The sequence below is a fragment of the Breoghania sp. JC706 genome, assembly GCF_037026715.1.
In the GTDB taxonomy this organism is placed as follows: Bacteria; Pseudomonadota; Alphaproteobacteria; order Rhizobiales; family Stappiaceae; genus Breoghania.
Genome location: NZ_JBANCG010000003.1, coordinates 154,079 through 179,937, shown reverse-complemented (window position 1 = coordinate 179,937; position 25,859 = coordinate 154,079). Strand labels below are relative to the sequence as shown.

Sequence of the window (25,859 nt, the reverse complement as noted above, 5' to 3'; positions counted from 1 at the left end):
GCCTATAGGGCGCGTGCAGGGTGCCTGTGGCCTATCATTCGAGACGGTCGCTTTGCGACCTCCTCAGGATGAGGTTTTCGCGTTGCTGTTTTTTTGGAGAACAGGCAACAAGCTACGGGCCATGAGCAACACGAAAACGTCATCCTGAGAGGCTGCCCCGAAAATGGTAGCCGGTTATGTATCTCTATTTCTCCCCCCGTCATCCCGGCCTCCGAGCCGGGATCCATGCCGTGAAACATCCACGCGGGAAAAGGTTGGAATAGCAGTAGAATTCGCCAATACACCGTGCCGACACATCACGGCATGGATTGCCGGTCGGAGCCGGCAATGACGGGGATAGTTCAGGTGCACGTAACCCGGGACCGCTTACACGCCAGACTTTGAGGAGGCCTGACAAGGCCGTCTCGAAGGGTGGGCCGCTTGTTCTTCGCTCTCCACTTTCCCCCTCTCCGCCCGCCTCACTCCGCTTCCGCCACCACCACCCGCGTGCCCCAGTCGGCGCAGCGCGCGCTCAAAGTCTCCGCGATCGGGCGGTCGGTGAAGAAGGCGTCGATCTCGGCAAGCGAGGCGATGCGGCCGGGCGCGGTGCGCTGGAACTTTGAATGATCGGCGACGAGGAAGGTCTTGCGCGCCTGCCGGATGATCGAGCGCGAGACGTTCACCTCCTGAATGTCGAAATCGAGCATGTCGCCGTCGAGATCGATCGCCGAGCAGCCGACCACCGCGAGATCGAACTTGAACTGCAGGATGGTCTGGGTGGCGAGATCGCCGATAAGTCCGCCGTCGGAGCGCCGGAGCGTGCCGCCGGTGACGATCACCTGGCAGTCGGGATTGACCGCCAGAATGTTGGCGACGTTGATGTTGTTGGTGACCACCAGCAGGTTGCGGTGGTGCACGAGACGGCGCGCCACGGCCTCCGTGCTGGTGCCGATGTTGAGGAAGACGGACACGTCCTCGGGAATTTCCTCCGCGCACACCGCCGCGATGCGCGCCTTTTCGCGCTCGAAGAGGCCGCGCCGGTCCTCGTAGCCGATATTGGTGGTGCCGGACGGCAGCATCGCGCCGCCATGCACCCGCTCCAGCCGGCCGGTATCGGCAAGCTCGCCGAGATCGCGGCGGATGGTCTGCTGGGTGACGGCGAAATGATCCGCCAGCCCTTCCACCGTCACCCGCCCCTCGCGCCGGGCGATCTCCAGGATCTCGTTCTGCCGGAAACTGATCGACATGCGGGCCTCCTCGCATCGGTCGCCCTGCTTAGCCCGATCGCGGCATGAGCGCAAATTTTCGAAAATGCGCGAATTGTGGCCGTGGGCAGTATTTGAGCGGAGGCGGTCGTTTTCGCATATGCGCACCTCTGGCCGCGCTCCCTCCGCCGTCATTGCCCGGCTTCGTCCGGGCAATCCACTACCGGCAACGGCGGGTCAATGAAGGTGCTGGATCCCCCGGACTGCGCCGGGGGATGACGGACGAGAGATGACCGCGTGGAATGACGTTCGTTCCGAGCCCCAAAAACAACATTTCCGAAAATCACCTCTATTCATTTATGTTGTTTTTTCGTAACGTCAGCCTCAATAACGAACCTCAGTTCGCAAAAATCAGGGAAACGCTCGCCGTGTCGCAAGGTGCCGAAACAGGCCCTCTCTACGATCTGATGATCATTGGTGGCGGCATCAATGGATGCGGCATCGCGCGCGATGCGGCCGGTCGCGGGCTTTCCGTCGCGCTCGCCGAGATGCACGACCTCGCCTCCGCGACCTCGTCCGCCTCCACCAAGCTCTTTCACGGCGGGCTGCGCTATCTGGAATATTTCGAACTGCGGCTGGTGCGCGAGGCGCTGATCGAGCGGGAGACGCTGCTCACCGCCATGCCGCACATCAGCTGGCCGATGCGCTTCGTGCTGCCCTACGGCTCCGACATGCGCTTCGACACCGACACGCCGGCCGCCCGGCTGCTGCATCTGGCCATGCCGTGGCTGAAGGGCCGCCGGCCGGCCTGGATGATCCGCTTTGGCCTGTGGCTCTACGATCACCTGGGCGGCCGCAAGATCCTGCCGCCGACCGCGACGCTCGATCTGCGCACGAGCCCGGAAGGCGCGCCGCTGCAGCCACGTTTTTCGAAAGCGTTCGAATATTCCGACTGCTGGGTGGAGGATTCCCGCCTCGTCGTGCTCAACGCCCGCGATGCGGCGGAGCGCGGCGCCGAGATCATGGTCGGCACGAGGGTCGTCGCCACCGAGCGCCGGGCCGAGGAATGGCGGATCACGCTTGAGGATACGGAGACCGGCGCCCGCGCGACCCTGCGCGCCCGCTGCCTGATCAACGCCGCCGGCCCCTGGGTCGGCGACATCCTGCATTCGAAGGTGCATCTGGAGACGCGGGAGAACGTGCGGCTGGTGCGTGGCAGCCACATCGTCACCCGCCGGCTCTACGATCACGACAAGTGCTACTTCCTGCAGGGCACCGACGGGCGCATCATTTTCGCCATTCCCTACGAGACCGATTTCACCCTGATCGGCACAACGGATGCGGACCACCCGGACCCGTCGGTGAAGCCGGAATGCACGGTGGAGGAGCAGCAGTATCTGTGCGACTTCGCCTCCTCCTATTTCGCGCAACCGATCACCCGCGACGACATCGTGTGGACCTATTCGGGCGTGCGCCCGCTCTATGACGACGGCGCCAGCTCCGCCACCGCGGCGACGCGCGACTACACGCTGAAGGTGGACGCGCAAGGCGGCGCGCCGATCCTCAACGTCTTCGGCGGCAAGATCACCACCTACCGGCGGCTGGCTGAAAGCGCGCTTGAGAAGATCGCGCCGTGGTTCGCCGGTCTCGGTCCGGCCTGGACGGCGGGCGCGGCGCTTCCGGGCGGCGATTTTCCGGTGGACGGCGTCGCCGCTCTGGAACATCGACTTGCCGAAAGCTACCCGTTTCTGGATGGTTTCCATGTCCGCCGCCTTGTGCGAGCATACGGCACGGACGCCTTCGACATGTTAGGAGATGCAAGGGCTTACGCCGATCTGGGGCAATCGTTCGCAGCCACGCTGACGCAAAGGGAGGTCATGTGGCTGATGGAACGCGAATTCGCCCGAACCGCCGGGGACGTCGTCTGGCGCCGTTCGAAGCTGGGCTTGCGCATGAGCGCGGACGAAATCGCGGACCTGGACGCCTGGATGCGGCGCCACCGGGAGGGAAAGGCCCGGAAAGCGGCTGAATAGGTAAGCCGCCGAATAAACGTCCTTCGCAAGAAGGCTGCGGGAGGAGGTCCCGCAAGGGTCCGCACGCGCGGGCCGGAGGGTACTGGGAGGATCAATGACACTGGCTCTGGAAGCCGTCACCAGGACGGTGGGTGCGCTCACGCATATCCATCCGACCACGATCGCGTTGCAACGGGGCACGATGAACGTGCTGCTGGGGCCGACGCTTTCGGGCAAGACGTCACTGATGCGTCTGATGGCGGGCCTTGACAGGCCGACGAGCGGCCGCGTGCTGTGGGAGGGCAAGGACGTCACGGCCAAGCGCGTGCAGGACCGTGGCATCGCCATGGTCTACCAGCAGTTCATCAACTACCCCTCCATGTCGGTCTACGAGAACATCGCAAGCCCGCTGCGCCTTGCCCGGCTGAAGGCGGACGAGATCGACCGTCGGGTGCGCGAGGCGGCGGAACTGATGAAGCTGGGCGCGATGCTGGAGCGCAAGCCGCTGGAGCTTTCCGGCGGCCAGCAGCAACGCTGCGCGCTGGCGCGTGCGCTCGTCAAGAATGCGGGTCTGGTGCTGCTCGACGAGCCGCTCGCCAATCTCGACTACAAGCTGCGCGAGGAACTGCGCGTGGAGATCCCGAAGATCTTCGAGGCCTCGGGCGCGATCTTCGTCTATGCCACCACCGAGCCGGAGGAGGCGCTGCTTCTGGGCGGCAATACCGCCACGCTGTGGGAAGGCCGCATCACCCAGTTCGGGCCGACGCCGGAAGTCTATCGCCGGCCGGTGGATGCGACGACGGCGCGCGTTTTCTCCGATCCGCCGATGAATTTCCTCAAGATCGCCAAGACCGGCAACCGCCTGCTCTTCGGCGGCGGACAGTCGGTCGCAGCCGCGGGAAAGCTCAAGGAGATCGCCGACGGGCGCTACGTGGCGGGCTTCCGGCCGAACCACCTGGAGGTGATCCGCCACACGGCGGGCGCGATGACCTTCACCCCAACAATCGACGTCACCGAGATCACCGGGTCGGAGACCTTCCTCCATCTGGAGCATCACGGCGAGAAATGGGTGGGCGTCGTCCACGGCGTCCACGATCTGGAGCACGGGCGGCAGTTGGAGGTCTTTCTCGACCCATCGCATGTCTACGTCTTCGCCGAGGACGGCCGGCTGGTGGTGCCGGCGGCCTACGCGATGGCCGCCTGAGGGGGGGGGGGAGGAAAGAACATGGCCCGCATCACGCTCGATCATCTGGCGCATTCCTACCTCGCCAATCCCAGGGGTGAGGACGATTACGCGCTGAAGGAAATGAACCACGAATGGGGGGACGGCGAGGCCTATGCGCTGCTGGGTTCGTCCGGCTGCGGCAAGACCACCCTTCTCAACATCATTTCGGGCCTCCTGCGCCCGAGCTCCGGCCGCGTGCTGTTCGACGGACACGACGTGACCGACCAGCCGACGACCGCGCGCAACATCGCGCAGGTGTTCCAGTTCCCCGTCGTCTACGACACCATGACGGTGCGCCAGAACCTCGCCTTTCCCTTGAAAAATCGCGGCGCGGACGCGGCCTACGTCGCCGCCCGCGTGCAGGCGATCGGCCGCATCATCGGCATGGAGGCAGAGCTTGACCGCAAGGCGCGCGGGCTCACCGCCGACGCCAAGCAGAAGATCTCGCTCGGGCGCGGCATGGTGCGGGAGGACGTCAACGCGCTTCTGTTCGACGAACCGCTCACCGTCATCGATCCGCACATGAAGTGGGAGCTGAGGACGCAGCTGAAATCGCTCCACCGCGAGTTCGGCCACACCATGATCTACGTCACCCACGACCAGACCGAGGCGCTGACCTTCGCCGACAAGGTGGTGGTGATGTATGACGGCCGGGTGGTGCAGATCGGCACGCCGGAAGAGCTGTTCGAGGCGCCCGCGCACACCTTCGTCGGCTATTTCATCGGCTCGCCCGGCATGAACATCCTGCCGGCGACGATCGAGGGCGACCGTGCCGTGATCAACGGCTCCACCGTACCGCTCGGCAATCGCTACGGCCCGCTTTCCGGCGACGTCACGATCGGCATCCGGCCGGAATATTCCAGGCTTTCGGCGAACGAGGGCCTGCCCGTGCGCATCGCCCGGGTGGAGGATGTCGGCCGTCACAAGATCGTGCGGGCCGAGGCCTTCGGCCACGACATCAACATCATCGCGCCCGAGGACGCCGAAATCGGCGCGGACATGACCCGCGTCACCTTCGATGCGGAGCGCATCAACGTCTATGCGGACGACTGGCGCGTGAGCGGGGAGGCCGCGTGATGGAAAAGACGACCAACCAGAAGGCCTGGTTCCTGGTGCTGCCGGTTCTGGCGCTGGTGGCCTTCTCCGCCGTCATCCCGCTGATGACGGTGGTCAACTATTCCGTGCAGGACACTTTCGGCAACAACCAGTTCTTCTGGGCGGGGCTGGAATGGTTCCGCGAGATGCTCAACTCCGAGCGGATGTGGAACGCGCTGTGGCGGCAGTTGGTCTTCTCTGCCACCATTCTGGCGATCGAGGTGCCGCTCGGTATCCTCGTGGCGCTCAGCATGCCCAAGCGCGGGGTCTGGGCCTCCACGTGCCTCGTGCTGATGGCGCTGCCGCTGCTCATTCCGTGGAACGTGGTGGGCACCATCTGGCAGATCTTCGGCCGGGTCGATATCGGGCTTCTCGGATACACGCTCGCGGCCCTTGGCATCGACTACAACTACACCCAGGAAACCGTGGCCGCCTGGGCGACCGTCATCGTCATGGACGTCTGGCACTGGACGTCGCTGGTCGCGCTTCTCGCCTATGCCGGGCTTCAGTCGATCCCCGACGCCTACTATCAGGCGGCCAAGATCGATCAGGCGAGCCGCTGGGCGGTGTTCCGCTACATCGAGCTGCCGAAGATGAGCGGCGTGCTGATGATCGCGATCCTGCTCCGGTTCATGGATTCATTCATGATCTACACCGAACCCTTCGTGGTCACCGGCGGCGGACCGGGCAACGCCACGACCTTCCTCTCCATCGATCTCGTCAAGATGGCGCTCGGCCAGTTCGATCTCGGGCCGGCGGCCGCCTTCTCGATCATGTACTTCCTGGTGATCCTGCTCATCTCGTGGGTGTTCTACACCGTCATGACCAATCTCGACCGGCAGGAGGGCCACCGATGAGCGAGGCGACCCATTCCACCACGCCCGCGCGTTCCTTCGCGATCCCCCGCGTCAACGGCTCGGCCGTGGTGATGATCCTCTATCTCGTGTTCCTGCTCACGCCGATCTACTGGCTCGTCAACATGAGCCTGAAGACCAACCAGGAGATCCTGTCCACCTTCTCGCTGTGGCCGCGCGAGGTGACGTTCGAGAACTACCTGACCATCCTGACCGATCCCTCCTGGTACATGGGCTACGTCAACTCGATGATCTATGTGGTGATGAACATGGTGATCTCGGTCACCGTGGCGCTGCCGGCGGCCTATGCGTTCTCGCGCTATTCCTTCATGGGCGACAAGCACCTGTTCTTCTGGCTGCTCACCAACCGCATGGCGCCGCCGGCGGTCTTCGCCCTGCCCTTCTTCCAGCTCTATTCCTCTATCGGGCTCTTCGACACGCACATCGCGGTGGCCTTGGCCCATTGCCTCTTCAACGTGCCGCTGGCGGTGTGGATTCTGGAAGGCTTCATGCGCGGCGTGCCGAAGGAGATCGACGAGACCGCCTATATCGACGGCTATTCGTTCCCGCGCTTCTTCGTGCGCATCTTCATGCCGCTGATCGCCTCGGGCATCGGCGTCGCGGCCTTCTTCTGCTTCATGTTCAGTTGGGTGGAGCTTCTGCTCTCGCGCACGCTGACCTCCGTCAACGCCAAGCCGATCGCCGCCACCATGACGCGCACGGTATCGGCCTCCGGGCTCGACTGGGGCGTGCTGGCGGCGGCCGGCGTTCTGACCATCGTGCCCGGCGCGCTCGTCATCTATTTCGTGCGCAACTACATCGCCAAGGGCTTTGCATTGGGGAGGGTGTGACATGGACTGGATGGCCTGGACCACGCCGACGGCGATCTTCTTTGCCGTCATCGCAAGTCTGCTGATCGTCTTCTCCGTGCTGGCGATCCGCTTTCCCGAGGCGCCGCGCGTGGGCGTGCTGCGGATCGCGACGACGCGCGGCGACCGGCTTTTCATCACGCTTCTGGGCGCGGCCTTCATCAATCTCGCCTGGCTCGCGCTCGCCGGCCTGCCCCAGTGGGGCGCACTGATTGTCTGTCTGGTCTATGCGGCGGCTGTTTTCCGCTGGGTCTAGAGAGACGGAGAGGAATGCCATGCGGCCCGGGGGAGCGGGGCCGCGCGGCTTTAACGCAAATCACGCTTCTTGATCTGGGAGGATCCGATGCAACACAACTTGAGACGAACGACGGCGCTCGCGCTTCTGGCGGGCCTGATGGCGAGCCCCGCCTGGGCTGGCATGGAGGAAGCGAAACAGTTCCTCGACACCGAGATCGGCGACCTGTCGTCGCTCTCGCGCGCCGACCAGGAGGCGGAGATGCAGTGGTTCATCGACGCCGCCAAGCCCTTTGCCGGCATGGACATCAAGGTCGTGTCGGAGACGATCACCACGCATGAGTACGAATCCAAGGTGCTCGCCCCGGCGTTTACCGCCATCACCGGCATCAAGATCACCCACGACCTGATCGGCGAAGGCGATGTGGTGGAGAAGCTGCAGACGCAGATGCAGTCGGGCCAGAACATCTACGATGCCTACATCAACGACTCGGACCTGATCGGCACGCACTGGCGCTACCAGCAGGCGCGCAACCTGACCGACTGGATGGCCGACGAGGGCGCGGACGTCACCAACCCGAACCTCGATCTCGACGACTTCATCGGCATCAAGTTCACCACCGGGCCGGACGGCAAGGTCTACCAGCTGCCCGACCAGCAGTTCGCGAACCTCTACTGGTTCCGCTACGACTGGTTCAACGACGAGAAGACCAAGGCCGACTTCAAGGAGAAGTACGGCTACGACCTGGGCGTGCCGGTCAACTGGTCGGCCTACGAGGATATCGCCGAGTTCTTCACCGGCCGCGACATGTCCTATGCGGGCGGGCCGACCAAGGTCTATGGCAACATGGACTACGGCAAGAAGGACCCCTCGCTCGGCTGGCGCTACACCGATGCGTGGATGTCCATGGCCGGCATGGGCGACAAGGGTGAGCCGAACGGTCTGCCGGTCGACGAATGGGGCATCCGGGTCAACGACAAGTCGCAGCCCGTGGGCTCGTGCATGGCGCGCGGCGGAGCGACCAACTCGCCGGCTGCCGTCTATGCCGTGACCAAGGCCATCGAGTGGCTGCAGAAGTATTCGCCGCCGGCCGCCGCCGGCATGACCTTCTCCGAGGCCGGCCCCGTGCCCGCGCAGGGCGAGGTCGCCCAGCAGATGTTCTGGTACACCGCGTTTACCGCCGACATGGTGAAGCCGGGCCTGCCGGTGATGAACGAGGACGGCACGCCGAAGTGGCGCATGGCTCCCTCCCCGCACGGCGTCTACTGGTCGGAAGGCACCAAGATCGGCTATCAGGACGCCGGTTCCTGGACGCTGATGAAGTCGACGCCGGTCGACCGCGCCAAGGCGGCCTGGCTCTACGCGCAGTTCGTGACGTCGAAGACGGTGGACGTGAAGAAGTCCCACGTCGGCCTGACCTTCATCCGCGAGAGCACCATCCAGGACAAGTCCTTCACCGAGCGCGCGCCGCAGCTCGGCGGCCTCGTCGAGTTCTACCGTTCGCCGGCCCGTGTGCAATGGTCGCCGACGGGCACCAACGTGCCGGACTATCCGAAGCTCGCGCAGCTGTGGTGGCAGAACATCGGCGACGCCATGTCGGGCGCGAAAACCCCGCAGGAGGCGCTGGACGCGCTCTGCGCCGCTCAGGAAAAAGTGATGGAGCGGCTTGAACGCGCCGGCGTTCAGGGCGATCTCGGCCCGCACATGAACGAGCCGAAGGATCCGGCCGAATGGCTGAAGGCGGAAGGCGCGCCGAAGCCGAAGCTGGACAACGAGGACGAGGAGCCGAAGACCGTCTCCTACGACGAACTGATCAAGTCCTGGCAGTAGGTCGGAACGGACAACGAGAATGAACGCCGGGGTCCCGACGGGCCCCGGCGTTTTTCGTATCTGAGGTCATGCCGAGCAAGAGCCGCTGGCTCCTCTCTCCCCCCTTGAGGGGGAGATGTCACGCCTTCGCGTGACAGAGGGGGGTAGAGCCGCTTGTTCCGAACCTGCCGCCTTACCCCCCTCTGTCGGCTGACGCCGACATCTCCCCCGCAAGGGGGGAGAGGGGTGCCAGACGACAAGCCTCTGGCTTCCCTCACTCCGCATCCACCCGCCACGCATCCGTCCACCGTTCCACGAAGCTCAGCGCCTGCGTCAGCACCACGCCGATCAGCACGATGGCGACGATGGAGACCATCATCGGCGTCGTCCGCATGAGCTGGGCGTTCTGCGAGATCGAGTAGCCGAGCCCGGCGGTGGAGCCGAACAGTTCCGCCACCACCACGCCGGTGAGCGCGCGGCCGACGCCGAGGCGGAAACCGGCCACCAACATCGGCACCGAGCCCGGCAGCGCCACGCGCACAAACACGTCAAGCGGACGCGCGCCGAAGCTGAGCGCCACGCGCAGCAGGTCGCGATCGACGGCGCGGATGCCGGCAAGCGTGTTGGCATAGATCGGCGTCAGCGCGAACAGGAAGCCGACCGTCACCACCGTCGGCAGACCGTAGCCGAGATAGGCGATGAAGATCGGATAGAAGGCGATTGTGGGCGCGGAATACTTGAACCAGATGAACGGATCGAGCGCGGCCTCCACGTCCGGGAACCAGCCAGCGAGCATGCCGAGACCAATGCCCGCGACCGCGCCGAGCCCGAGCGCCAGCGAAAAGGCATGAAGCGTCGCCAGAAGGTTGACCAGCAGCGTGCCGTCGGCGGCCTCCGCCATCGCCTCTCCGGCAACCGCCAGCGGCGTGGAGACGAAGAACGGATCGATGTGGCCGGCATCCACCGCGTATTGCCAGACGACCGCGATCGCGAGAAACGATGCGGTGCCGATGATGACGGCCTCGAAACGACGATAGAGCGCGATCACGAATCCGCCCTCCAGATTGCGACCCGCTCCTCCAGGCGGCGGACGACCTGGGTCAGGCCATAGCCGAAGGCGGAGACCACGAGCGCGCAGACGAGCAGCCGGTCCATGCGCAGCGCCGAGCCGTAGACATGCAGAAGATGGCCGATGCCGGCGCGCGCGACGAAGAGCTCGGCCACCACCACGCTCAGCACCCCGCGCCCGACCGCGAGCCGCACGCCCATGAGGATGGAGGGCAGCGCGCCGGGCACCAGCACCCGGGAAAAGACCGCCAGCCTGCCCGCGCCGAAGCTGCGCGCGGCGCGCACAAGCCGCGGATCGGCCTCGCGCATGCCCGCCGCGGTGTTGACGGCCACGGGAAAGAACGCGCCGAGAAACACCACGGCGACCTTCGAGGCCATGTCGATGCCGAGCCAGATGGTGAGGATCGGCAGCAGCACCAGCGGCGGAGCGATGTAGAGCGCCATCAGCGGCGGATCGACGACAAGCCGCACGTAGCGCGAAGTGCCGAGCGCGACGCCGCACGGTACGGCGAGAGCGAGCGCCAGGGCAAAGCCGAGCACGAACTCCCGCAACGACACCCACGCATGACCATAGAAGGGCGCCTCGCCCAGCATCTCGACAAAGGCGGTGGCGACCTCGGAGGGCTGCGAGGTGTAGCGGACATTCATCAGCCCCAGCGCCGGCACCATCTGCCACAGCGCGAGGAAGACGAGCACCGAGAGAAGCGAAATGGTGGTGGAACGCCGGAACGGCCAGCGCAGGCGCGCGCCGGGACCGGCCCCGCGCCGCAACAACCGTTCCGGCTTGTCGAGCGACAGGCTCATCAGGCCACCTCTGTGACCAGCCGCAGGGCGGCCATGTCCTCGGCGAGGCTCTCGCGAAGCCGGCGGCGAAGGGCGACGAAGGCCGCGCTGTCGAGCACATCGGGGGTGCGCGGACGCGGCAGGTCGACCGTCAGCACGTCCTTGATGCAGCCGGGATCGCGCCCCATCACCACCACCTTGTCGGCGAGAAAGATGGCCTCGTCGATATCGTGGGTGACGAAGAGCGCGGTCTTGCGGTCGCGCTCCCAGAGGCGCAGCAGCTCGTTGCCCATCACCTCGCGCGTCTGCGCGTCGAGCGCTCCGAAAGGCTCGTCCATCAGCAGCACCTCCGGCTCGACGGCGAGCGCCCGGGCGATGTTGACGCGCTGGCGCATGCCGCCGGAGAGCTGGTGCGGGTGATAGTCGGCGAAATCGGCGAGCCCCACCATATGGATGTAGCGCAACGCGCGTTCGGTGAGATCGTCGCGGCTCCAGCGCCGCATCTCCAGCCCGAAGCGGACATTGCCGAGAACCGTGCGCCACGGCAGCAGCGAGGCATCCTGAAAGACCATGGCGGAGCGGGCCGCCGCCTCCGTGCCGGGCCCGCTCACCGGCGCCCCGCCGATGGCCACCGAGCCGGATGCCGGCGCCACGAGACCGGCGGCGGCGAGCAGCAACGTGCTCTTGCCGCAGCCCGAAGACCCGACGACGGCGACGAAGGAGCCGCGTTCGACGGCGAGGCTGATGCGGTCTATGGCGAGGAAGGCCTCGTCCGTCTTCGGACGGCGATAGGTGACGGAAAGGTGTCGATATTCGATATGGCTCATGCCGATCCTCTGTCCGGATCTGCGCTTGGGCTGGCCCCGCCCCGGGGGCCGGGAACCGGCCAGCCGCCGCCCCGGGCGACGGCAGGATAACGCGGGACGGCGCGTGCGCCGCCCCGCCCGCGACAGGCTCGGCCGATGGATCGGCGGCCCGCCTGAAGCATCGGGCCCGCGTATCGGCCTTCAGGTTCCGGGCTTCCACTCCGCGTAGCTGTCGATGAAAGTGCGGTCGAGGTACTTCGCCTCCGGCCACGCTTCCTTGTAGGCGCCACCCATGATGCCCATTTCCCAGAACGCCTTCATGCCGGCCTCCGACGGCATGCGGCCATCCTCGTAGATGCTGTCGATGAAGGCGTCGTAGGCGCGGCCCGCGTAGTCCTCCTTGAGACCGGCACGCTCCACAAGCAGCGCGATGGAACCGGCCCGATCGGCCTTGGCGGTGCGGATGCCCCTGACCAGGCCGCGCAGGAAGGCGCGGATCGTCTCCGGGTTCTTGGCGCGGAAATCGTCCGTCGCGAAGAAGACGTGGAAGGGGAAGTCGGGCGCGAGGCTCTTCTGGGTCAGGATGCGGTTGTAGCCGAGGTCCGCCGCCTCGAAGGTGAACGGCGGGGCCAGGATGTTGACCTCCAGCTGGCCGGTCTCCATCGCCGGCAGCCGGTCGCCGGAACCGCCGGCCGCGATGATCTGAACATCCTTTTGCGGATCGATGCCATTGGACTTGAGAGCATAACGGGTGAGAAAGTCGGTAGACGAGCCGAGGCTGGTGACGCCGAAGCGCTTGCCCTTCGTCTCCTCGATCGTGGTGATGCCCTTGACGGCGTACCACTCGAACAGCGCCATGTTGAAGCCGCCATAGAAAACCTTGATCGGCTGGCCGGCCTTGATGCCGACGCTGACGCCGGCGAGCGCGGTCGTCCCGATGTCGACGCTTCCCGCGATCATGCCGCGCACCATGTCGGTGCCGCCGCGAAAGGCCACGATGTCGGTCTTGATGCCCTCTTCGGCGAAGTAGCCCTTCTCGTCGGCCAGAAAGAGCGGCAGGAACGTTGCCGACATCACCGGCAACCCGACGACGATCTCTTTCTTTTCCGGCGCCGCCTGGGTGGCGGTCGCCGCCACCAGCAGGGCAAGCCCGCAGACGAGGGCGCTCATCAATCTCTGCATTTCAATAGTCCTCCGAAACAAACGAACTAAACGAAGCCATTTCGGGCGTTGCGCCCCGCCTTGCGGGATCCTCCCTGTCTCGTTGTTCCCCCTTTGCGGGCGCCGGCCGTCTCCGGCCGCGCTGTCGGCGGGGCACATAAGTCCGCCACAACCGGACACCGCGCACCCATGGTGCCCCAACGGAAGACGACTTGCACCCCCGCCGGACGGCCAACCCGACCGGAAAGCACATTTTTTCGGATCGAAGGTGCTCGCCGACGGCGCGCACACACACGAGAACCGGCCACCGCACTCCTCAGCACACTTTAAAATTGCACCCGGATGACGGGACACGCGCATCCGGCAAAGCGGCGGCGCGGCCCTATTCGGCCGCAGCACCGCGAAGAGCGGCGGACCGGTCGGCTTTCCGCACGCCATAATCGCGCCGGGCCGCCTCCTCCGTGATGAGGCCGTTTTCAAGATCGGCCTCTACCAGATCGGGATCGCGCAGGCGGGGATCGCCGTATCCCCCGCCGCCGGCCGTCATGAAGGTGATGCGGTCGCCGGGTTCGAAGGCGAGGCCGGTCGCCTTGAAGACGCGCTCCACCCTTCCGTCGGCCCGCTCGATGACGGCCACGCCCGCCACCCCGTCATGCCCGCCGGCCAGCCCCCACGGCGGCGTCAGGGTGCGGTCGAAGCCGATATTGCCGCGACACCGGCACAGGCAGCGGTAGCTGAGCTCCACCCCGAAACCGCCGCGATACTTTCCCGCACCGGCGGAATCCGGCCGCAACGCGTGCCGCTCGATGATGAAGGGATACTTGATCTCCTGCAGCTCCACCGGCGTGTTGCGCACGTCGCCCTGACACACCGACATGGAGGCGGATGCGCCGTCGCCGTGCGGCCGCCCGCCCCAGCCGCCGCCGAAAATGTTCATCAGCATGAACGGCGTGCCGTCTTCGCTGACGCCGTGGAACGTGCAGCCGCCGAGATCGCCCTTGTGGGCTGCGGGAATGCGGTCGGGCACGGCGGGCGCCAGCGCCTTGAGGATGGTATCGACGACCGTCGGCATGACGATCGACCACTGGCCGAGCGCGGCCGGCGGGCGCGCCGACAGCATGGTGCCGTCCGGCAGCACCACGTCGAGCGCGCGAAAGCAGCCCTCGTTGACGTCGAGATCGGGCGAGGTGAGCGCCTTGAAGGCGACGCGCGCGCAGGCGATGCCGCCGGAACGGCCGCTGTTCACCGAGGATTCCACCTGCGGGTTCATCTCCGACAGGTCGATCGTCATGTCCTCGCCGGCAACATCGACGGCGACCTTGACCCGGAGCGGCCGGTCGAGGTTGAAGCCGTCATTGTCGAGCAGGCTCTCCGCCTCGTAATGACCGTCCGGAATGGCGGCGACGACCCGGCGCACGGCCCTGTCGGCCTGTTCCCAGACTGTCGCCACGCAATCCTCCACGCAGTCTCGCGAATAGCGCGCGATCAGGTCGGCGAACCGCTTCGCGCCAACCTGGCAGGCCGCCGTCTGGGCGCGCAGGTCGCCAAGGGCCGCGTCGGCCTCTCGGATGTTGTCGCGCAGGATCTGCATCAGGGTCTCGTCGGGCTTGCCCGCCCGCATGATCTTGAGCGAGCGCAGTTGCAGCCCTTCGGCATAGATGTCCGACGTCGCGTTGTAGCTGAAGCCGCGGCGCGACCCGCCGATATCCACCCAGTGCGCGCGGGTGGCGGCAAAGCCGACCAGTTCGCCCTCCGAAAAGCAGGGCGCATAGACGACCACGTTGTTCAGGTGCTGGCCGCAGACGGTGCCGTGGTTCATGACCACGACATCGCCTGCGGCAAAGCCATCGAGACCGTAGCGCTTGATGCCGTCCTTCACCGCCACGCCCAAGTCGGCGAGGAAGATCGGCAGGCCGCCGCGATTTTGCGCGATCATGCGACCTTGCGTATCCAGGAGACCGCAACAATAGTCGCGCACCTCATAGATCATCATGTTGTAGGCCGACTTGGAAAGAACGTCGGCCATTTCGTCGGCATAGGCGACGATGGCATTGCGGACCACCTCGACGGTGATCGGATCGACCGGGTGTTTCTTCACTCTCTGGTCCATGGGGCCTTGGGCATTTCAGACCGCGACCTTGACCACCAGGTGGCCGGCGTCGGTGACGACCGCCTCATCCCCCGGGTGGATCAACGTCGTGGCATTCTCTTCCTCGATCACCGCGGGGCCTTCGATGCGCGTTCCGGCCTTCAGTGCCGGGCGCCACAGGATGGGCGTGGAGATCGGGGTACGGGGATCGTCGAAGACGACATCGCGCCGGCCGGCGCTGGCGTCGCCTTCGGCGACGAACGGTTCGCTGAGCCAGCGTTCGGCGAGCGTGTCGTCGCGCGTGGCGGAGACCACGAGGCGCAGCGAGACGATCTCCATCGTCTCGTCGGGCGCGGACTGGGCATAGCGGCGGGCATGCTCGCGATCGAACCGCGCCTTCAGGGCGGCGGGATCGACGGAAAGCTGACGCGGCTCCTCCACGGGAATGGAGATGGCGTATTCCTGGCCGACATAACGCAGGTCCGCATAGAAGCGGAAATCGGCCGTGGCCTGGTGGTCGCGCCCAAGCTGCGCGCGGCCGACCTCGGCAAGCTCGGCGAAGACGGCGGCCACATGGGCCTCGTCCAGTTCGCCGACGCGGCCGATCAGCGTCTGCACGAAATCCTGCCGCCAGGAGGCCATCAGCATGCCGTAGGCGGAAAAGGCCCCCGGAAGTTTCGGCACGACAACCTGCGGTATCGACAATTCCCGGGCGATCGACATCGCATGCAGCGGCCCCGCCCCGCCGAAGGCAATGAGCGCGGTATCACGCGGATCGACGCCGCGATGAAGCGAGACCGAACGCACGGAGAGCGACATGGCCGCATCGGCGATGCGGACGATGCCGCGGGCCGCCTCCATCAGCGAGAGGCCCAGCGGTTCGGCGACCGAGCGGCGCATCGCGGTACGCGCGGCAGGCGGATCGATCTGGATGTCGCCGCCAAGGAACCGGGCGGGATTGATGCGGCCGAGCAGCAGGTCCGCGTCGGTGACGACCGCGAGCCCCGAGCCCTTGCCGTAGCAGGCCGGCCCCGGATCGGCGCCGACCGACTGCGGACCGACATGCAGCCCGCCCTGCCGATCGACCCAGGCGATGGAACCGCCGCCAGCCCCGATTTCAACGATATCGACCACGGGAAGCTGCATCGGCTGGCCGGTGGCCCTGTCGCCGATGACATAGCCGGTCTCGATTGCCGGCGCGCCGTCGGTGATCAGGCTCGACTTGGCGGTCGTTCCGCCCATGTCGAAGCCGACGGCGCGCGGCAGGCCGAGCAGGCTCGCCAGCCGGCCGGCGCCGATCATGCCGGCGACGGGACCGGATTCCATCATCGTGACGGGTTGCTCGCGCGCATGGCGCAGCGACATCACCCCGCCGTTGGAGCGCATGATCTGGACACGGCCGTTGAAGTCCGCCCCGCCCAGATAATGTTCCAGCCGGCCGAGATAGCCGCCGACACGGGGGCCGACGAAGGCGTTCAGCACGGTGGTCGAGGTGCGCTCGTATTCCCGGTATTCGCGCAGGATCTCGTGCGAGAGAGAGACGAAGAGGTCCGGCCGGCGCTCGCGAAGGAACGCGCCGATCTGCCTTTCGTGCGCCGGATTGGCGTAGGCATGAAGCAGACAGACCGCGACCGCCTCGCAGCCCGCGGCATCGATCGCCGCCAGAATCCGCTCCATCGCCTGCGCGTCCACCGGCTCCAGCTCCGTGCCGTCGGCCAGCATGCGTTCGCGGATCTCGAAGGTGAAGGCGCGCTCCACCAGCGGCTGGGGACGCTCGAAGAACAGGTTGAAGGCATCGATCCGGTTGGACCGACCGATGGCGTAGACGTCCCGGAAGCCCTCGGTGGTGATGAGCGCGGTACGCGCGCCCTTGCGCTCCAGAACCGTGTTGATGGCGATGGTCGAGCCGTGCAGGATCTCGTCGATCTGCCCCGGCACACAGGCGGCGAGCTCGAGGCTGCGCGCAATGGCACGGGTGGGATCGGCCGGCGTCGTCGACGTCTTGGACGTTACGAGCGCGCCGTCCACGTATCCGACGAGATCGGTAAACGTTCCGCCAATATCGACACCGACGATGTTCACAGGATGACTGCCTTTTCTCTCGCAGCGGCAGACCAGCAGACTTCAGCCGCCAAACATAGATTTTTTCAAAAACTCAGACGCAAAAGAAACGAACGGTCGAATCCGGCTTTGGATCATGCCTTTGATTCCAGTTGCGCAAGAATGACACTGCGGCATATTGGCAAGCAACGGGTTCAGAGGCTCTATCTTTAATAAATTATAGACTATAGGATATAGGTATGATAAATGTTTCTCTGCGTCGCCTTGAGGTATTCCTCGCGATTGTGGACACGGGAAGCTTTTCCCGCGCCGCTGAATTGCTGAATATCGCCCAGCCCTCCGTCTCCGCCCACATAAGGGCGCTGGAAGAACGTGTTGGCGGCGCGGTCTTCGAACGTCGGCGCGGCAGCCGTCCGCTGTTGACGGAACTCGGCCGCTCGGTCAGCGAACATGCGCGCGAAATGCTGGCCGAGGTCGACGACATGCGCGCCGACATCATCAACATGCGCGGCGAGACGAGTGACCGGCTGGTGATTTCCATCCAGCGCGGCCTCGCCAATTTCGCGTTGAAGGATGCGCTGACGAGCTTCGCCCTCGCCCGGCCCGACCTGCAACTGGTGGTCAGGGTCGGCAAGCACGAGGAAGTGGTCCAAGACCTGCGCGAGAGCATAGCCGATGTCGGCTGCGTGCAGGTGAACGAGGAGATACGCGGCCTCGATTCCCGCGTGATCGGCGCCCAGAAGCTCCGGCTCATCGCGGCGCCGGATCATCCGCTGGCCCGAAAGCGGCGCATCCGGCCCGAAGCCGTGGCGCGCCACGGCTTCGTCAGCGCACCGCCCGGCTCGGTCTTCGGAAAATCCGTATCGCGCCTGCTCGCCGGCGTCGGCATCCGCGACCTCAAGCTGGTGGCCCAGGCGACCGAATACCAGTTTCTGCGCGAACTGGTGATTGCCGGCGTCGGTATCGCCTGCTCGACGGAAGCCTCCGTCGCCGGAGATCTGGCCGCGGGCCGGCTGGTCGCGCTCGACGTGGCGGTGCCGGATCTGTTCTTCGAAATCCGCGTGCTGACCGCCGCGCGCCGCCCCTTAACCCGCCCCATGCGCGACCTGAGCGACCATCTCGCCGCCTTCGCGCCCTCGCCCCACGCCCGAAGCCTGACGCCTGACGCCTGACGCCTGACGCCTGGATCCTCTTCATTGGGGAACGCGAGGTGGGGCAAGTCCGTTGAAGGCATGTCGGCCCGCGCACGGACGCCACGTCGGGAAGCGGGCGACGAAATACGAACACATGCGCCACGGCCCGACGACGATGCCGGCACGACCGGCAGCGCGCAGGGTCCGGCCAACCCGGAGTGAAAAGCCATGACCGATATCAATGCGTCCCGCATCCTGATCATCGCCACCAACGGCTTCGAACAGAGCGAGCTTGAGGTTCCGCGCGACAAGCTGCGCGAGGCCGGCGCCACGGTCGACGTGGCGAGCCTCGACGGCAAGGAGATCCGGGGCTGGAAGGGCACCGACTGGTGCGACACGGTTCCCGCGAACCGCAGGATCGCCGACGCGCGCGAGGAAGACTACGACGCGCTGGTCATTCCCGGCGGCCAGATCAACCCCGACCTGTTGCGGGTCGATGCGGACACGATGGCGCTGGTGAAGCGCTTCCTCGCCTCCGGCAAGGTCGTGGCCGCGGTCTGCCATGGCCCCTGGCTGCTGGTGGAAGCCGATGCCGTGCGCGGCCGGGAGGTGACTTCCTACCCCTCGATCCGCACGGATGTCATCAATGCCGGCGGCAAATGGGTGGACCGCGAAGTGGTCGCCGACGGTGGCATCGTCACCAGCCGCAAGCCGGATGATCTGGATGCCTTCGTCGGCAAGATCATCGAGGAAGTCCGCGAAGGCCGCCACGAACGACGCAAGGTTGCGTGAGCGGACGGGCGCGCCGCGCGTCCGGAGACACCGCGAACACGGTCACACGAAAAAGCGCCGGGGGCGGACCGCCTCCGGCGCTTTGCGCATTTTTGGGCTTAAGGCAGCGCCACGCGGCTTTTCTGCGGCTCCGCCTCGGCGAGCGCGGCGGCTGGCGGCAGCGGTGCGGTGGCAACATTGACACTGACCTCGACCGACATGCCGGGCACCAGCCGCCCCGTGTCGGGCTGGCCCGCATCGATGGCGATGCGCACGGGCAGGCGCTGCGCGATCTTGGTGAAGTTGCCGGTCGCGTTGTCGGACTTGATCACGCTGAATTCCGAACCCGTGGCGGGCGAGAAGCGCTCAATGCGACCATGAAAGACCTCGCCGTCGAGCGCATCGACGGTAAAGGTCACCTTCTGGCCGACCTTCATGCCGGGAAGCTGGGTTTCCTTGTAGTTCGCGACCATCCAGATCGTGTCGGAAACGAGCGAGGTGAGCGAGCTGCCGGCGGAGACGTATTGCCCGACGCGGGCGCCGATCTGGCCGAGCGTGCCGTCGCGCGGAGCGATGATGCGGGTATTCTGCAGATTGATCTCGGCGAGGCGGACAGCGGCCCCTGCGCCCTCGACCTCTGCCTTGAGCTGATCCCGGTCGGCCTCCGTCGCCTGCAGGTTCTGCTTCGCCACGGTGAGCGCGGCGCGCGCCTGGCGCACGGCCGCGGCGGCCTGGTCGTGGGCGGCCCGGCTCTTGTCGGCATCGGAATTGGCGGAAAAGCCCTTCCTCTGCAGGGCCTGCGTGCGCTGCCAGCTTGAGACCGCCTGCGTCAGCGCCGCCTCGGCGCTTTCCAGCTGCGCCTCGCTCGCCTCCACCTGAGCCCGGGCAGACATGCGCTGCCTTGCGGACTTGGCGAGCGCCGCCGTCTTCGCTGCCAGCGTCGCCTTCGCCTGCGCGAGCTGCAGGGCATAGATGCGGTCGTCGATCTTGAACAGCAAATCGCCCTGGCTGACGTGCTGGAAGTCCCGGACGGGCACCTGAACGATATTGCCGGCAAGCTGCGGCGCGATGGTGGTGACCGCGCCGCGAATGTAGGCGTCGTTGGTCGTCTCCAGCGAGCCGTGAAAGGGCGGCAGATTCCAGGAGTAGAGCACCAGCGAAACCCCGGCGGCGCCGGCAACGATCGCAAGGGAGGTGACAGCCGAGGGCAAAAGGGACTTGATGGCCATGATGGTCAGCTTTCCGCCGGCGCGGGGCTCACCGCTTGGTGGAGCGCGCGCCAGGCCAGGTAGAGAAGAAGGACGATGACGGCGACCGTCGCGATCGCCGAGGTGACGAAAAAGGCGTCCGTGTAGGCCAGCACATAGGCCTGCTTGCGCACCTGCGCGGCGAGAAGGACGGCGCCTTCCGCCTTGAGCTGGACGGCATCGGTGAGGACGCCCTTGTAGGACGCGGCGAGCTGGCCGATGCGGGCTGCGACCTGCGGGTCGGAGGGCACCAGACGGCTCGCCAGATGGGCGGAATGGAACTGTTCGCGCCAGGTCACGAAAGTGCCGAAGACGGCGCTGCCGAACAAAGCGCCGAGACGCTGGGTGGTCAGGAACACGATGACGAAGGACAGGAGATAGTTCGGACCCTTCTTGAGCGCCGCGATGAAGCCGAAGGCCATGGCCGGCGGCAGGAACAGGCCGCTCGCCATACCCACCAGCAGCTGCGAGAGATACATCTGCTCCGGCCGGGTGTCGGCGGTGGCCTGGGAATCGAGCCCCGTGCCGATGGCCAGCAGGATCAGCGAGAGAAGGTGAATGCCGGCGACCTTGCCCGGCTGGATCAGCCTGGAGCAGACGAAGCCCGACAGAACGCCGCTCAGGAGAACGATCCAGTAGAAGCCCGAGAGCTGTTCGTTCAGGAGCCCGAGCTGGGTGAAGAACTGGCGCGTGCCGGTCGACTGCTCCGACAGGAGCAGGCGGAACAGCAGCAGGCTGCCGGTGAAGTGGACGATCTCCTTCGAGGTCAGCCAGCGCACATCGAGCAGCGGTTCATCGCGATTGAGCTCGATCGCAGCGGCCATCGTCAGGCAGACGATGGCAAGCACGATCAGCTCGCCGATCCACGGCGCCTCGAACCACCAGTAGTAACGGCCGGTGACCGTGACGATGGCCAGCGCGCCGAGACCGACGGCGAGAAAGAGATAGGTGACGAGGTCCATCCGGGTGATGGGGCTCAACGTCAGGGTCGGTGCCAGCAGCGGCAACCGGATGATCATGCCGAGCGCGATCAGCGCCAGCCCCGCCTCGAAGGCGAACAGAGCCTCCGCCCCTCCAAGGTGCAGCAGAGTGGGCGAGATCAGGCCCGCGATCGGCGTGCCCATCACGATGACGGTCATCGCCACCGGCATGCCGACCGTCAGCTTCTTTTCCCGCGGCAACCCGTCGAGGATGTAGAGAATGGCGAGCGATGACATCGGTGAGGCGGCGATACCGGAAAAGAAGCGCACCACAAGCGCGGTCTGGAAGTCTGTCGCCCACAGCTGCACCAGGCTCGTGATCACGAAGACGATGATCGCGATCTCGGCGAAGCGGCGCAGCCCGAATTGCGAGCGCAGCTTCAGCAAAAGCAGCGTCAGACTGACGTTCGGCGCCATGTAGACGGCCAAAAGCCAGATCGCCTCGTTCGTCGTCGCGCCGTATTCCCCCGCAAGCTGGAGGACATTGACGGACACGAAGCTCATGCCGAGCCCCTGCGTGATGGCGACAAGCGTACCGACGGTCATGTAGGTGAGAAGCAGGCCGGTCGAATGCGGCGGTGGAGGCGGGGCGGCGGCAGGCTGATGGGAAGCCGCAGCCGGATGCGCCGCACCCCGCGCGGGTTCCTCATCGGCCATCGCGCCCTCCGGTCTTCCGCGTTCCGAGCTTCGTTGTTTCGGCCTCGCCCCCGCCGGCGCAGATCTCCGCCTCGATCCTGTCGAAAAGCGCGATCGCGCAGCGCAGGTCCGCCTCATCCACATTGCGGAAGACCTCGCTGCGGACTTCCTCGCCGAGACGCTGGACCAGATCGGCCTGCTCGCGCCCGTGCGCGGTGAGCACGATGTGCTTTGCCCGTCGGTCGGCCGGGTCGGGCTCGCGGGTGATGAGGTCGAGCGCCTCCATCCGGTCGAGGATGCGCACCAGCGTCGGCTGCTCCAGCTCCAGCTCGCAGGCAAGCTCACGCTGCGTGACGCCCGACTTGCGCGCCAGCCGGATCAGCACCCGCGCACGCGGATAGGTCAGCCCGTGCGCGGTCACCCGCGCGTTGAACAGGGTGCGGATCTTGCGGCTGAGTTTGGTCAACGCTTCCAGGAACTCCGAGGAAACGCTCGGGGGGTGGGCAGCCATGTCATTTTTCCGGATCGCTTCGCCCGCATATAAATAGCAGGCTATGTAAATCGACATTTAAATAGCATGCGCTGCGTTTTGGTTCAACCCGGCGCCACCCGACATGCGCCGACGAAACGGTGCCGGAATGCGAGCCGCCACGATCCAACCATCATTTGTTTTCCTATATATTTCATATGGTTGATATCTTCATGGGAACCCGCCCCGCCACCCGACGTTGTCTTTTCGCAGATCAGATCCGCTGAACGAGCATGGCATCGCTCGCGCGCACGACCACAACCCGATTGGGGGTATGCCTTGGGGGCACAATGTTCATGAACGACGGGCCCATCGGTTCGCAGGACGTCATTGCGCAGGACGACGGCCGGGCGCCTGCCGGGTCTTCGGATGACCGGCAGGGCGATAGCGTATTCGCGCCCGGCCGCAATGTCTGGCGCGTGGAGACCGCTCCGCGCGCGGCGCCGCTGATCGACGCGGGCGCCTATTTCGGCGCGCTGCGCAAGGCGATGGCGAAGGCGCGCCGCTCGATCACCATCGTCGGCTGGGACATCGAAAGCCGCATGCGCCTCGTCGGCCCCGACGGCACGGTCGACGACGATCTGCCGGAGACCTTTGCCGCCTTCCTGACCGAGCTCGTCAACCGCAACGAGGACCTGCACATCCGCCTGCTGCTGTGGGATTATTCGATGCTGTTCTCGCTTGAGCGGGAGCTGGCGCCACGACTGCGGCTGTTCTGGTCGACCCCGGCACGCATCGAGCTGTGCCTTGACGACGAGATCCCGCTCGGCGCCTCGCAGCACCAGAAGATCGTCGTCATCGACGACCGCATCGCCTTTTCCGGCGGCCTCGACCTCACCCGCAGGCGCTGGGACAATTCCGTTCACAAGGCCGAGGATCCGCGCCGGGTGGACCCCACCGGCAGCACCTACGGCCCGTTTCACGACGTGCAGATGGCGGTGGACGGTGCGGCCGCCGCCGCACTCGGCGATCTGGTACGCGAGCGCTGGCGGATCGCCACCGACGAGAAGCTGGAACCCGCGGGGATCGACGCGCGGGACGCTGCCGACCCGTGGCCCGAGGGCCTTTCCCACGCCTTCACCGACGCGCGGATCGGCATCTCGCGCACCTACCCCGCCCATGACGGCACGCCCGCCGTCACCGAGGTGGAGAAGCTCTGGTACGACATGGTCGGCCGGGCGGAGCGCATTCTCTATATCGAGAACCAGTTCCTCACCGCCCTCACGCTCGCCGACACCCTCGCACGGCGGCTGAAGGAGAAGCCGGCGCTCGAGGCCGTCATCGTCGTGCCCGAAACCTACCCCGAATGGCTCGCCAAGGCCTCGATGCTCGACGGCCGGCAGCGCTTCATGCAGGTGCTGCGCAACGCCGGCGTGGAAGACCGCGTGCGTCTCGTCTACCCGCAGGCGAGCGACGACGGCGTCACGGTTCCGATCATGGTGCATGCCAAGGTGATGGTGATCGACGACGGCTGGCTCAGGATCGGCTCCGCCAACCTGTGCAACCGGTCGATCGGTTTCGACAGCGAATGCGATCTGACGCTGGAGGCGGCGGACGCGACGGAACGCGCTGCCATAGCCCATGTCCGCAACCGGCTCCTGGGCGAGCATGTCGGCATCGAACCGGAGGCATTGCAGGAGGCGATCGAGGAGGCGGACGGCTCGGTCTTTGCCGCGCTCGACGCACTGCCCGAGACGCGGCGCACGCTGGTGCCGGTGGCGGACGAGAAGGTCGACGTGCCGCTGTCACTGCGCCAGATCGGCGATCCGCCGGAACCGCTCTACGATCTCAACGCGGCCGCCGAGGTCGCGCCCGATCCGCGCTGGTGGCCAACGATCCTGCGCGCGGCCATCGCGGTCGCCGTCGTCGGGCTCGCCGTCCTCGCCTGGCGCCATTCACCGGTCGCCGATCCGGAAAAGCTCGGCCAGCTCTTCCAGGGCATCGCGCAGCATCCCTGGGCACCGGCCATCGTCATCGCCGCCTTCATCGCAGGCGGGCTCGTGGCCTTTCCCGTCACCGTGCTGATCCTGGCGACCGTCGCGGTCTTCGGCGGCTGGCTCGGCATGCTTCTGGCCACAGCCGGTGCCATGCTGTCTGCCATCGTCACCTATCTGATCGGGCTGAGAATCGGCCAGCGCTCGCTGCGCCGGGTCGTCGGGCCGCGCATCAGCCGGATCCGGCATGGCATGTCGGACCACGGGGTGCTTGCGGTCGCCGGCATCCGCCTCGTGCCGATCGCCCCCTTCACGCTGGTGAACCTCGTCGCCGGCGCGGTGCAGGTGCGCTTTGCCGACTACTGTTTCGGCACGCTGCTCGGCCTCGCGCCTGGGCTCTTGACCATGACGCTTCTCGCCCGGCAGGTGACACTGCTGGTGAACGAACCGACGCTCGGCCGCGTGGCGGTCTTCGCCGGGCTGGTGGTGCTGTGGGGCGGGTTCCTGTTCGCGCTGCAGTTTCTCGTGCGCCGTTACCGCAAGGCGCGTTCGTGAGCGAGGCACGCAAGGGCGGGATCGTGCGGCTGATGACCTGGAACATCCATGGCGGCATCGGCCCGGACGGACAATTCGACCTTGAGCGCATCGCCAGCCTCATCCGCCGGCACGATCCCGACATCGTGGCGCTTCAGGAGATCGACACGCGCGGCCGGGGCATCGACTGCCTCGCACCGCTGAAGGAGTTGCACGAAGAACGCGGCCACTGGCGCGAGGCGCGCACGATCGAAGCGCCCGACGGCCACTATTACGGGCATGCGATCCTGAGCCGCTGGCCGATCCGCGACAGCGTTCTGCACGATCTTTCCTTCGCCGGCCGCGAACCGCGCTCGGCCATCGATGCGATCGTGGAAAGCCCGGGCGGCGCGCTGCACCTGATTTCCGCCCATCTGGGACTGAAGCTCGCGGAGCGGCGCATGCAGGCCCGCAAGCTCGCGACACTCGCCGGCAATCCGCGCGGGCTCACGACCGTGGCGCTCGGCGATTTCAACGACTGGTTCACGGTCGGCGCGGTGCGCAGGGCGATGCGCGAGGTCCTGCCGGTGCGCACGATGGTCAAGACCTTCCCCGCGCGCTTTCCGCTCCTGCGGCTCGACCGCATCTACTGCCGGACGCCTCGAAACCTCGTCAGCGCGTGGACCGACGCCGAGGCACGCGGGTCTTCCGACCACCTGCCCGTCATCGCCGATATCCGCGCGACGACTTAAGCCAGTGGCTACCGGCGGCACCGGCTTTTCTCATACGCCAGCGAATCATGACTACCCGGAACAAGCCGGGACGCGGTGCGTTTCCCCAAGACAACATTCGGGCAAACCGAATG

Annotated in this window: 21 protein-coding genes; 11 read left to right on the top strand and 10 right to left on the bottom strand. The window is 66.1% G+C overall.

Annotated features, from left to right (window positions below):
* Positions 1-458: 458 nt before the first annotated feature.
* Positions 459-1,226: a DeoR/GlpR family DNA-binding transcription regulator gene (locus V2L18_RS06755; protein ID WP_336177198.1), complete on the bottom strand. Its 768-nt coding sequence runs from the start codon at positions 1,224-1,226 to the stop codon at positions 459-461.
* 425 nt (positions 1,227-1,651) lie between these two features.
* Between V2L18_RS06755 and glpD the strand changes: the two genes are divergently transcribed.
* The 7 genes from glpD (at position 1,652) to V2L18_RS06720 (ending at position 9,304) form a co-directional block, all read left to right on the top strand.
* Positions 1,652-3,217: a glycerol-3-phosphate dehydrogenase gene (glpD, locus tag V2L18_RS06750; protein WP_336177713.1), complete on the top strand. Its 1,566-nt coding sequence runs from the start codon at positions 1,652-1,654 to the stop codon at positions 3,215-3,217.
* A gap of 94 nt (positions 3,218-3,311) precedes the next feature.
* Positions 3,312-4,400, top strand: a complete 1,089-nt coding sequence (locus tag V2L18_RS06745; RefSeq protein ID WP_336177196.1) for an ABC transporter ATP-binding protein — start codon at positions 3,312-3,314, stop codon at positions 4,398-4,400.
* A 21-nt stretch (positions 4,401-4,421) separates the two neighbouring features.
* Positions 4,422-5,498: an ABC transporter ATP-binding protein gene (locus V2L18_RS06740; protein ID WP_336177195.1), complete on the top strand. Its 1,077-nt coding sequence runs from the start codon at positions 4,422-4,424 to the stop codon at positions 5,496-5,498.
* A complete protein-coding gene (locus V2L18_RS06735) occupies positions 5,498-6,373 on the top strand; it encodes a sugar ABC transporter permease (RefSeq protein WP_336177194.1) in 876 nt (291 codons plus the stop codon). The genes V2L18_RS06740 and V2L18_RS06735 overlap by 1 nt, the downstream gene beginning before the upstream one ends.
* Positions 6,374-6,444: 71 nt before the next feature.
* On the top strand, positions 6,445-7,221 hold the full coding sequence (locus V2L18_RS06730; RefSeq protein WP_336177712.1) for a carbohydrate ABC transporter permease: 777 nt from the start codon (positions 6,445-6,447) through the stop codon (positions 7,219-7,221).
* Position 7,222: 1 nt separating this feature from the next.
* Entirely contained in the window at positions 7,223-7,495 is a 273-nt protein-coding gene (locus V2L18_RS06725) for a DUF2160 domain-containing protein (RefSeq protein ID WP_336177192.1), read from the top strand.
* A gap of 87 nt (positions 7,496-7,582) precedes the next feature.
* Positions 7,583-9,304: an ABC transporter substrate-binding protein gene (locus V2L18_RS06720; RefSeq protein ID WP_336177190.1), complete on the top strand. Its 1,722-nt coding sequence runs from the start codon at positions 7,583-7,585 to the stop codon at positions 9,302-9,304.
* Positions 9,305-9,557: 253 nt separating this feature from the next.
* On the opposite strand, the gene V2L18_RS06715 is transcribed toward V2L18_RS06720, so the two are convergent.
* The 6 genes from V2L18_RS06715 to V2L18_RS06690 form a co-directional block, all read right to left on the bottom strand.
* A complete protein-coding gene (locus tag V2L18_RS06715) occupies positions 9,558-10,331 on the bottom strand; it encodes an ABC transporter permease (RefSeq protein WP_336177188.1) in 774 nt (257 codons plus the stop codon).
* Positions 10,328-11,155, bottom strand: coding sequence for an ABC transporter permease (locus tag V2L18_RS06710; RefSeq protein ID WP_336177187.1), 828 nt, complete (start codon positions 11,153-11,155; stop codon positions 10,328-10,330). The genes V2L18_RS06715 and V2L18_RS06710 overlap by 4 nt, the downstream gene beginning before the upstream one ends.
* Positions 11,155-11,961 (bottom strand): ABC transporter ATP-binding protein, encoded by an 807-nt coding sequence (locus tag V2L18_RS06705; protein WP_336177186.1) that lies wholly within the window; start codon positions 11,959-11,961, stop codon positions 11,155-11,157. Before V2L18_RS06705 ends, V2L18_RS06710 begins: the two co-directional genes overlap by 1 nt.
* Before the next feature lie 180 nt (positions 11,962-12,141).
* On the bottom strand, positions 12,142-13,122 hold the full coding sequence (locus V2L18_RS06700; protein ID WP_336177185.1) for an ABC transporter substrate-binding protein: 981 nt from the start codon (positions 13,120-13,122) through the stop codon (positions 12,142-12,144).
* A 361-nt stretch (positions 13,123-13,483) separates the two neighbouring features.
* The gene (locus tag V2L18_RS06695; RefSeq protein WP_336177184.1) at positions 13,484-15,199 is read right to left on the bottom strand and encodes a hydantoinase B/oxoprolinase family protein; all 1,716 of its coding nucleotides are present in this window, start codon (positions 15,197-15,199) and stop codon (positions 13,484-13,486) included.
* A gap of 27 nt (positions 15,200-15,226) precedes the next feature.
* On the bottom strand, positions 15,227-17,272 hold the full coding sequence (locus tag V2L18_RS06690; RefSeq protein ID WP_336177183.1) for a hydantoinase/oxoprolinase family protein: 2,046 nt from the start codon (positions 17,270-17,272) through the stop codon (positions 15,227-15,229).
* Between the two features lie 218 nt (positions 17,273-17,490).
* Between V2L18_RS06690 and V2L18_RS06685 the strand changes: the two genes are divergently transcribed.
* Both V2L18_RS06685 and V2L18_RS06680 read left to right on the top strand, forming a co-directional pair.
* Positions 17,491-18,423: a LysR family transcriptional regulator gene (locus tag V2L18_RS06685; protein ID WP_336177182.1), complete on the top strand. Its 933-nt coding sequence runs from the start codon at positions 17,491-17,493 to the stop codon at positions 18,421-18,423.
* Positions 18,424-18,612: 189 nt separating this feature from the next.
* The gene (locus V2L18_RS06680; protein ID WP_336177181.1) at positions 18,613-19,176 is read left to right on the top strand and encodes a type 1 glutamine amidotransferase domain-containing protein; all 564 of its coding nucleotides are present in this window, start codon (positions 18,613-18,615) and stop codon (positions 19,174-19,176) included.
* 98 nt (positions 19,177-19,274) lie between these two features.
* Here V2L18_RS06680 and V2L18_RS06675 read toward each other — a convergent pair whose 3' ends face one another.
* The 3 genes from V2L18_RS06675 to V2L18_RS06665 are packed head-to-tail and all read right to left on the bottom strand — an operon-like array spanning position 19,275 to position 22,529.
* Positions 19,275-20,384, bottom strand: a complete 1,110-nt coding sequence (locus V2L18_RS06675; RefSeq protein WP_336177179.1) for an HlyD family secretion protein — start codon at positions 20,382-20,384, stop codon at positions 19,275-19,277.
* Positions 20,385-20,389: 5 nt separating this feature from the next.
* A complete protein-coding gene (locus V2L18_RS06670) occupies positions 20,390-22,039 on the bottom strand; it encodes an MFS transporter (protein ID WP_336177178.1) in 1,650 nt (549 codons plus the stop codon).
* A complete protein-coding gene (locus V2L18_RS06665) occupies positions 22,029-22,529 on the bottom strand; it encodes a MarR family transcriptional regulator (RefSeq protein ID WP_336177177.1) in 501 nt (166 codons plus the stop codon). The genes V2L18_RS06670 and V2L18_RS06665 overlap by 11 nt, the downstream gene beginning before the upstream one ends.
* 314 nt (positions 22,530-22,843) lie before the next feature.
* On the opposite strand from V2L18_RS06665, the gene V2L18_RS06660 reads away from it, so the two are divergent.
* The gene (locus V2L18_RS06660; protein WP_336177176.1) at positions 22,844-25,036 is read left to right on the top strand and encodes a VTT domain-containing protein; all 2,193 of its coding nucleotides are present in this window, start codon (positions 22,844-22,846) and stop codon (positions 25,034-25,036) included.
* The gene (locus V2L18_RS06655) at positions 25,033-25,746 is read left to right on the top strand and encodes an endonuclease/exonuclease/phosphatase family protein (protein ID WP_336177175.1); all 714 of its coding nucleotides are present in this window, start codon (positions 25,033-25,035) and stop codon (positions 25,744-25,746) included. Before V2L18_RS06660 ends, V2L18_RS06655 begins: the two co-directional genes overlap by 4 nt.
* Positions 25,747-25,859 lie beyond the last annotated feature (113 nt).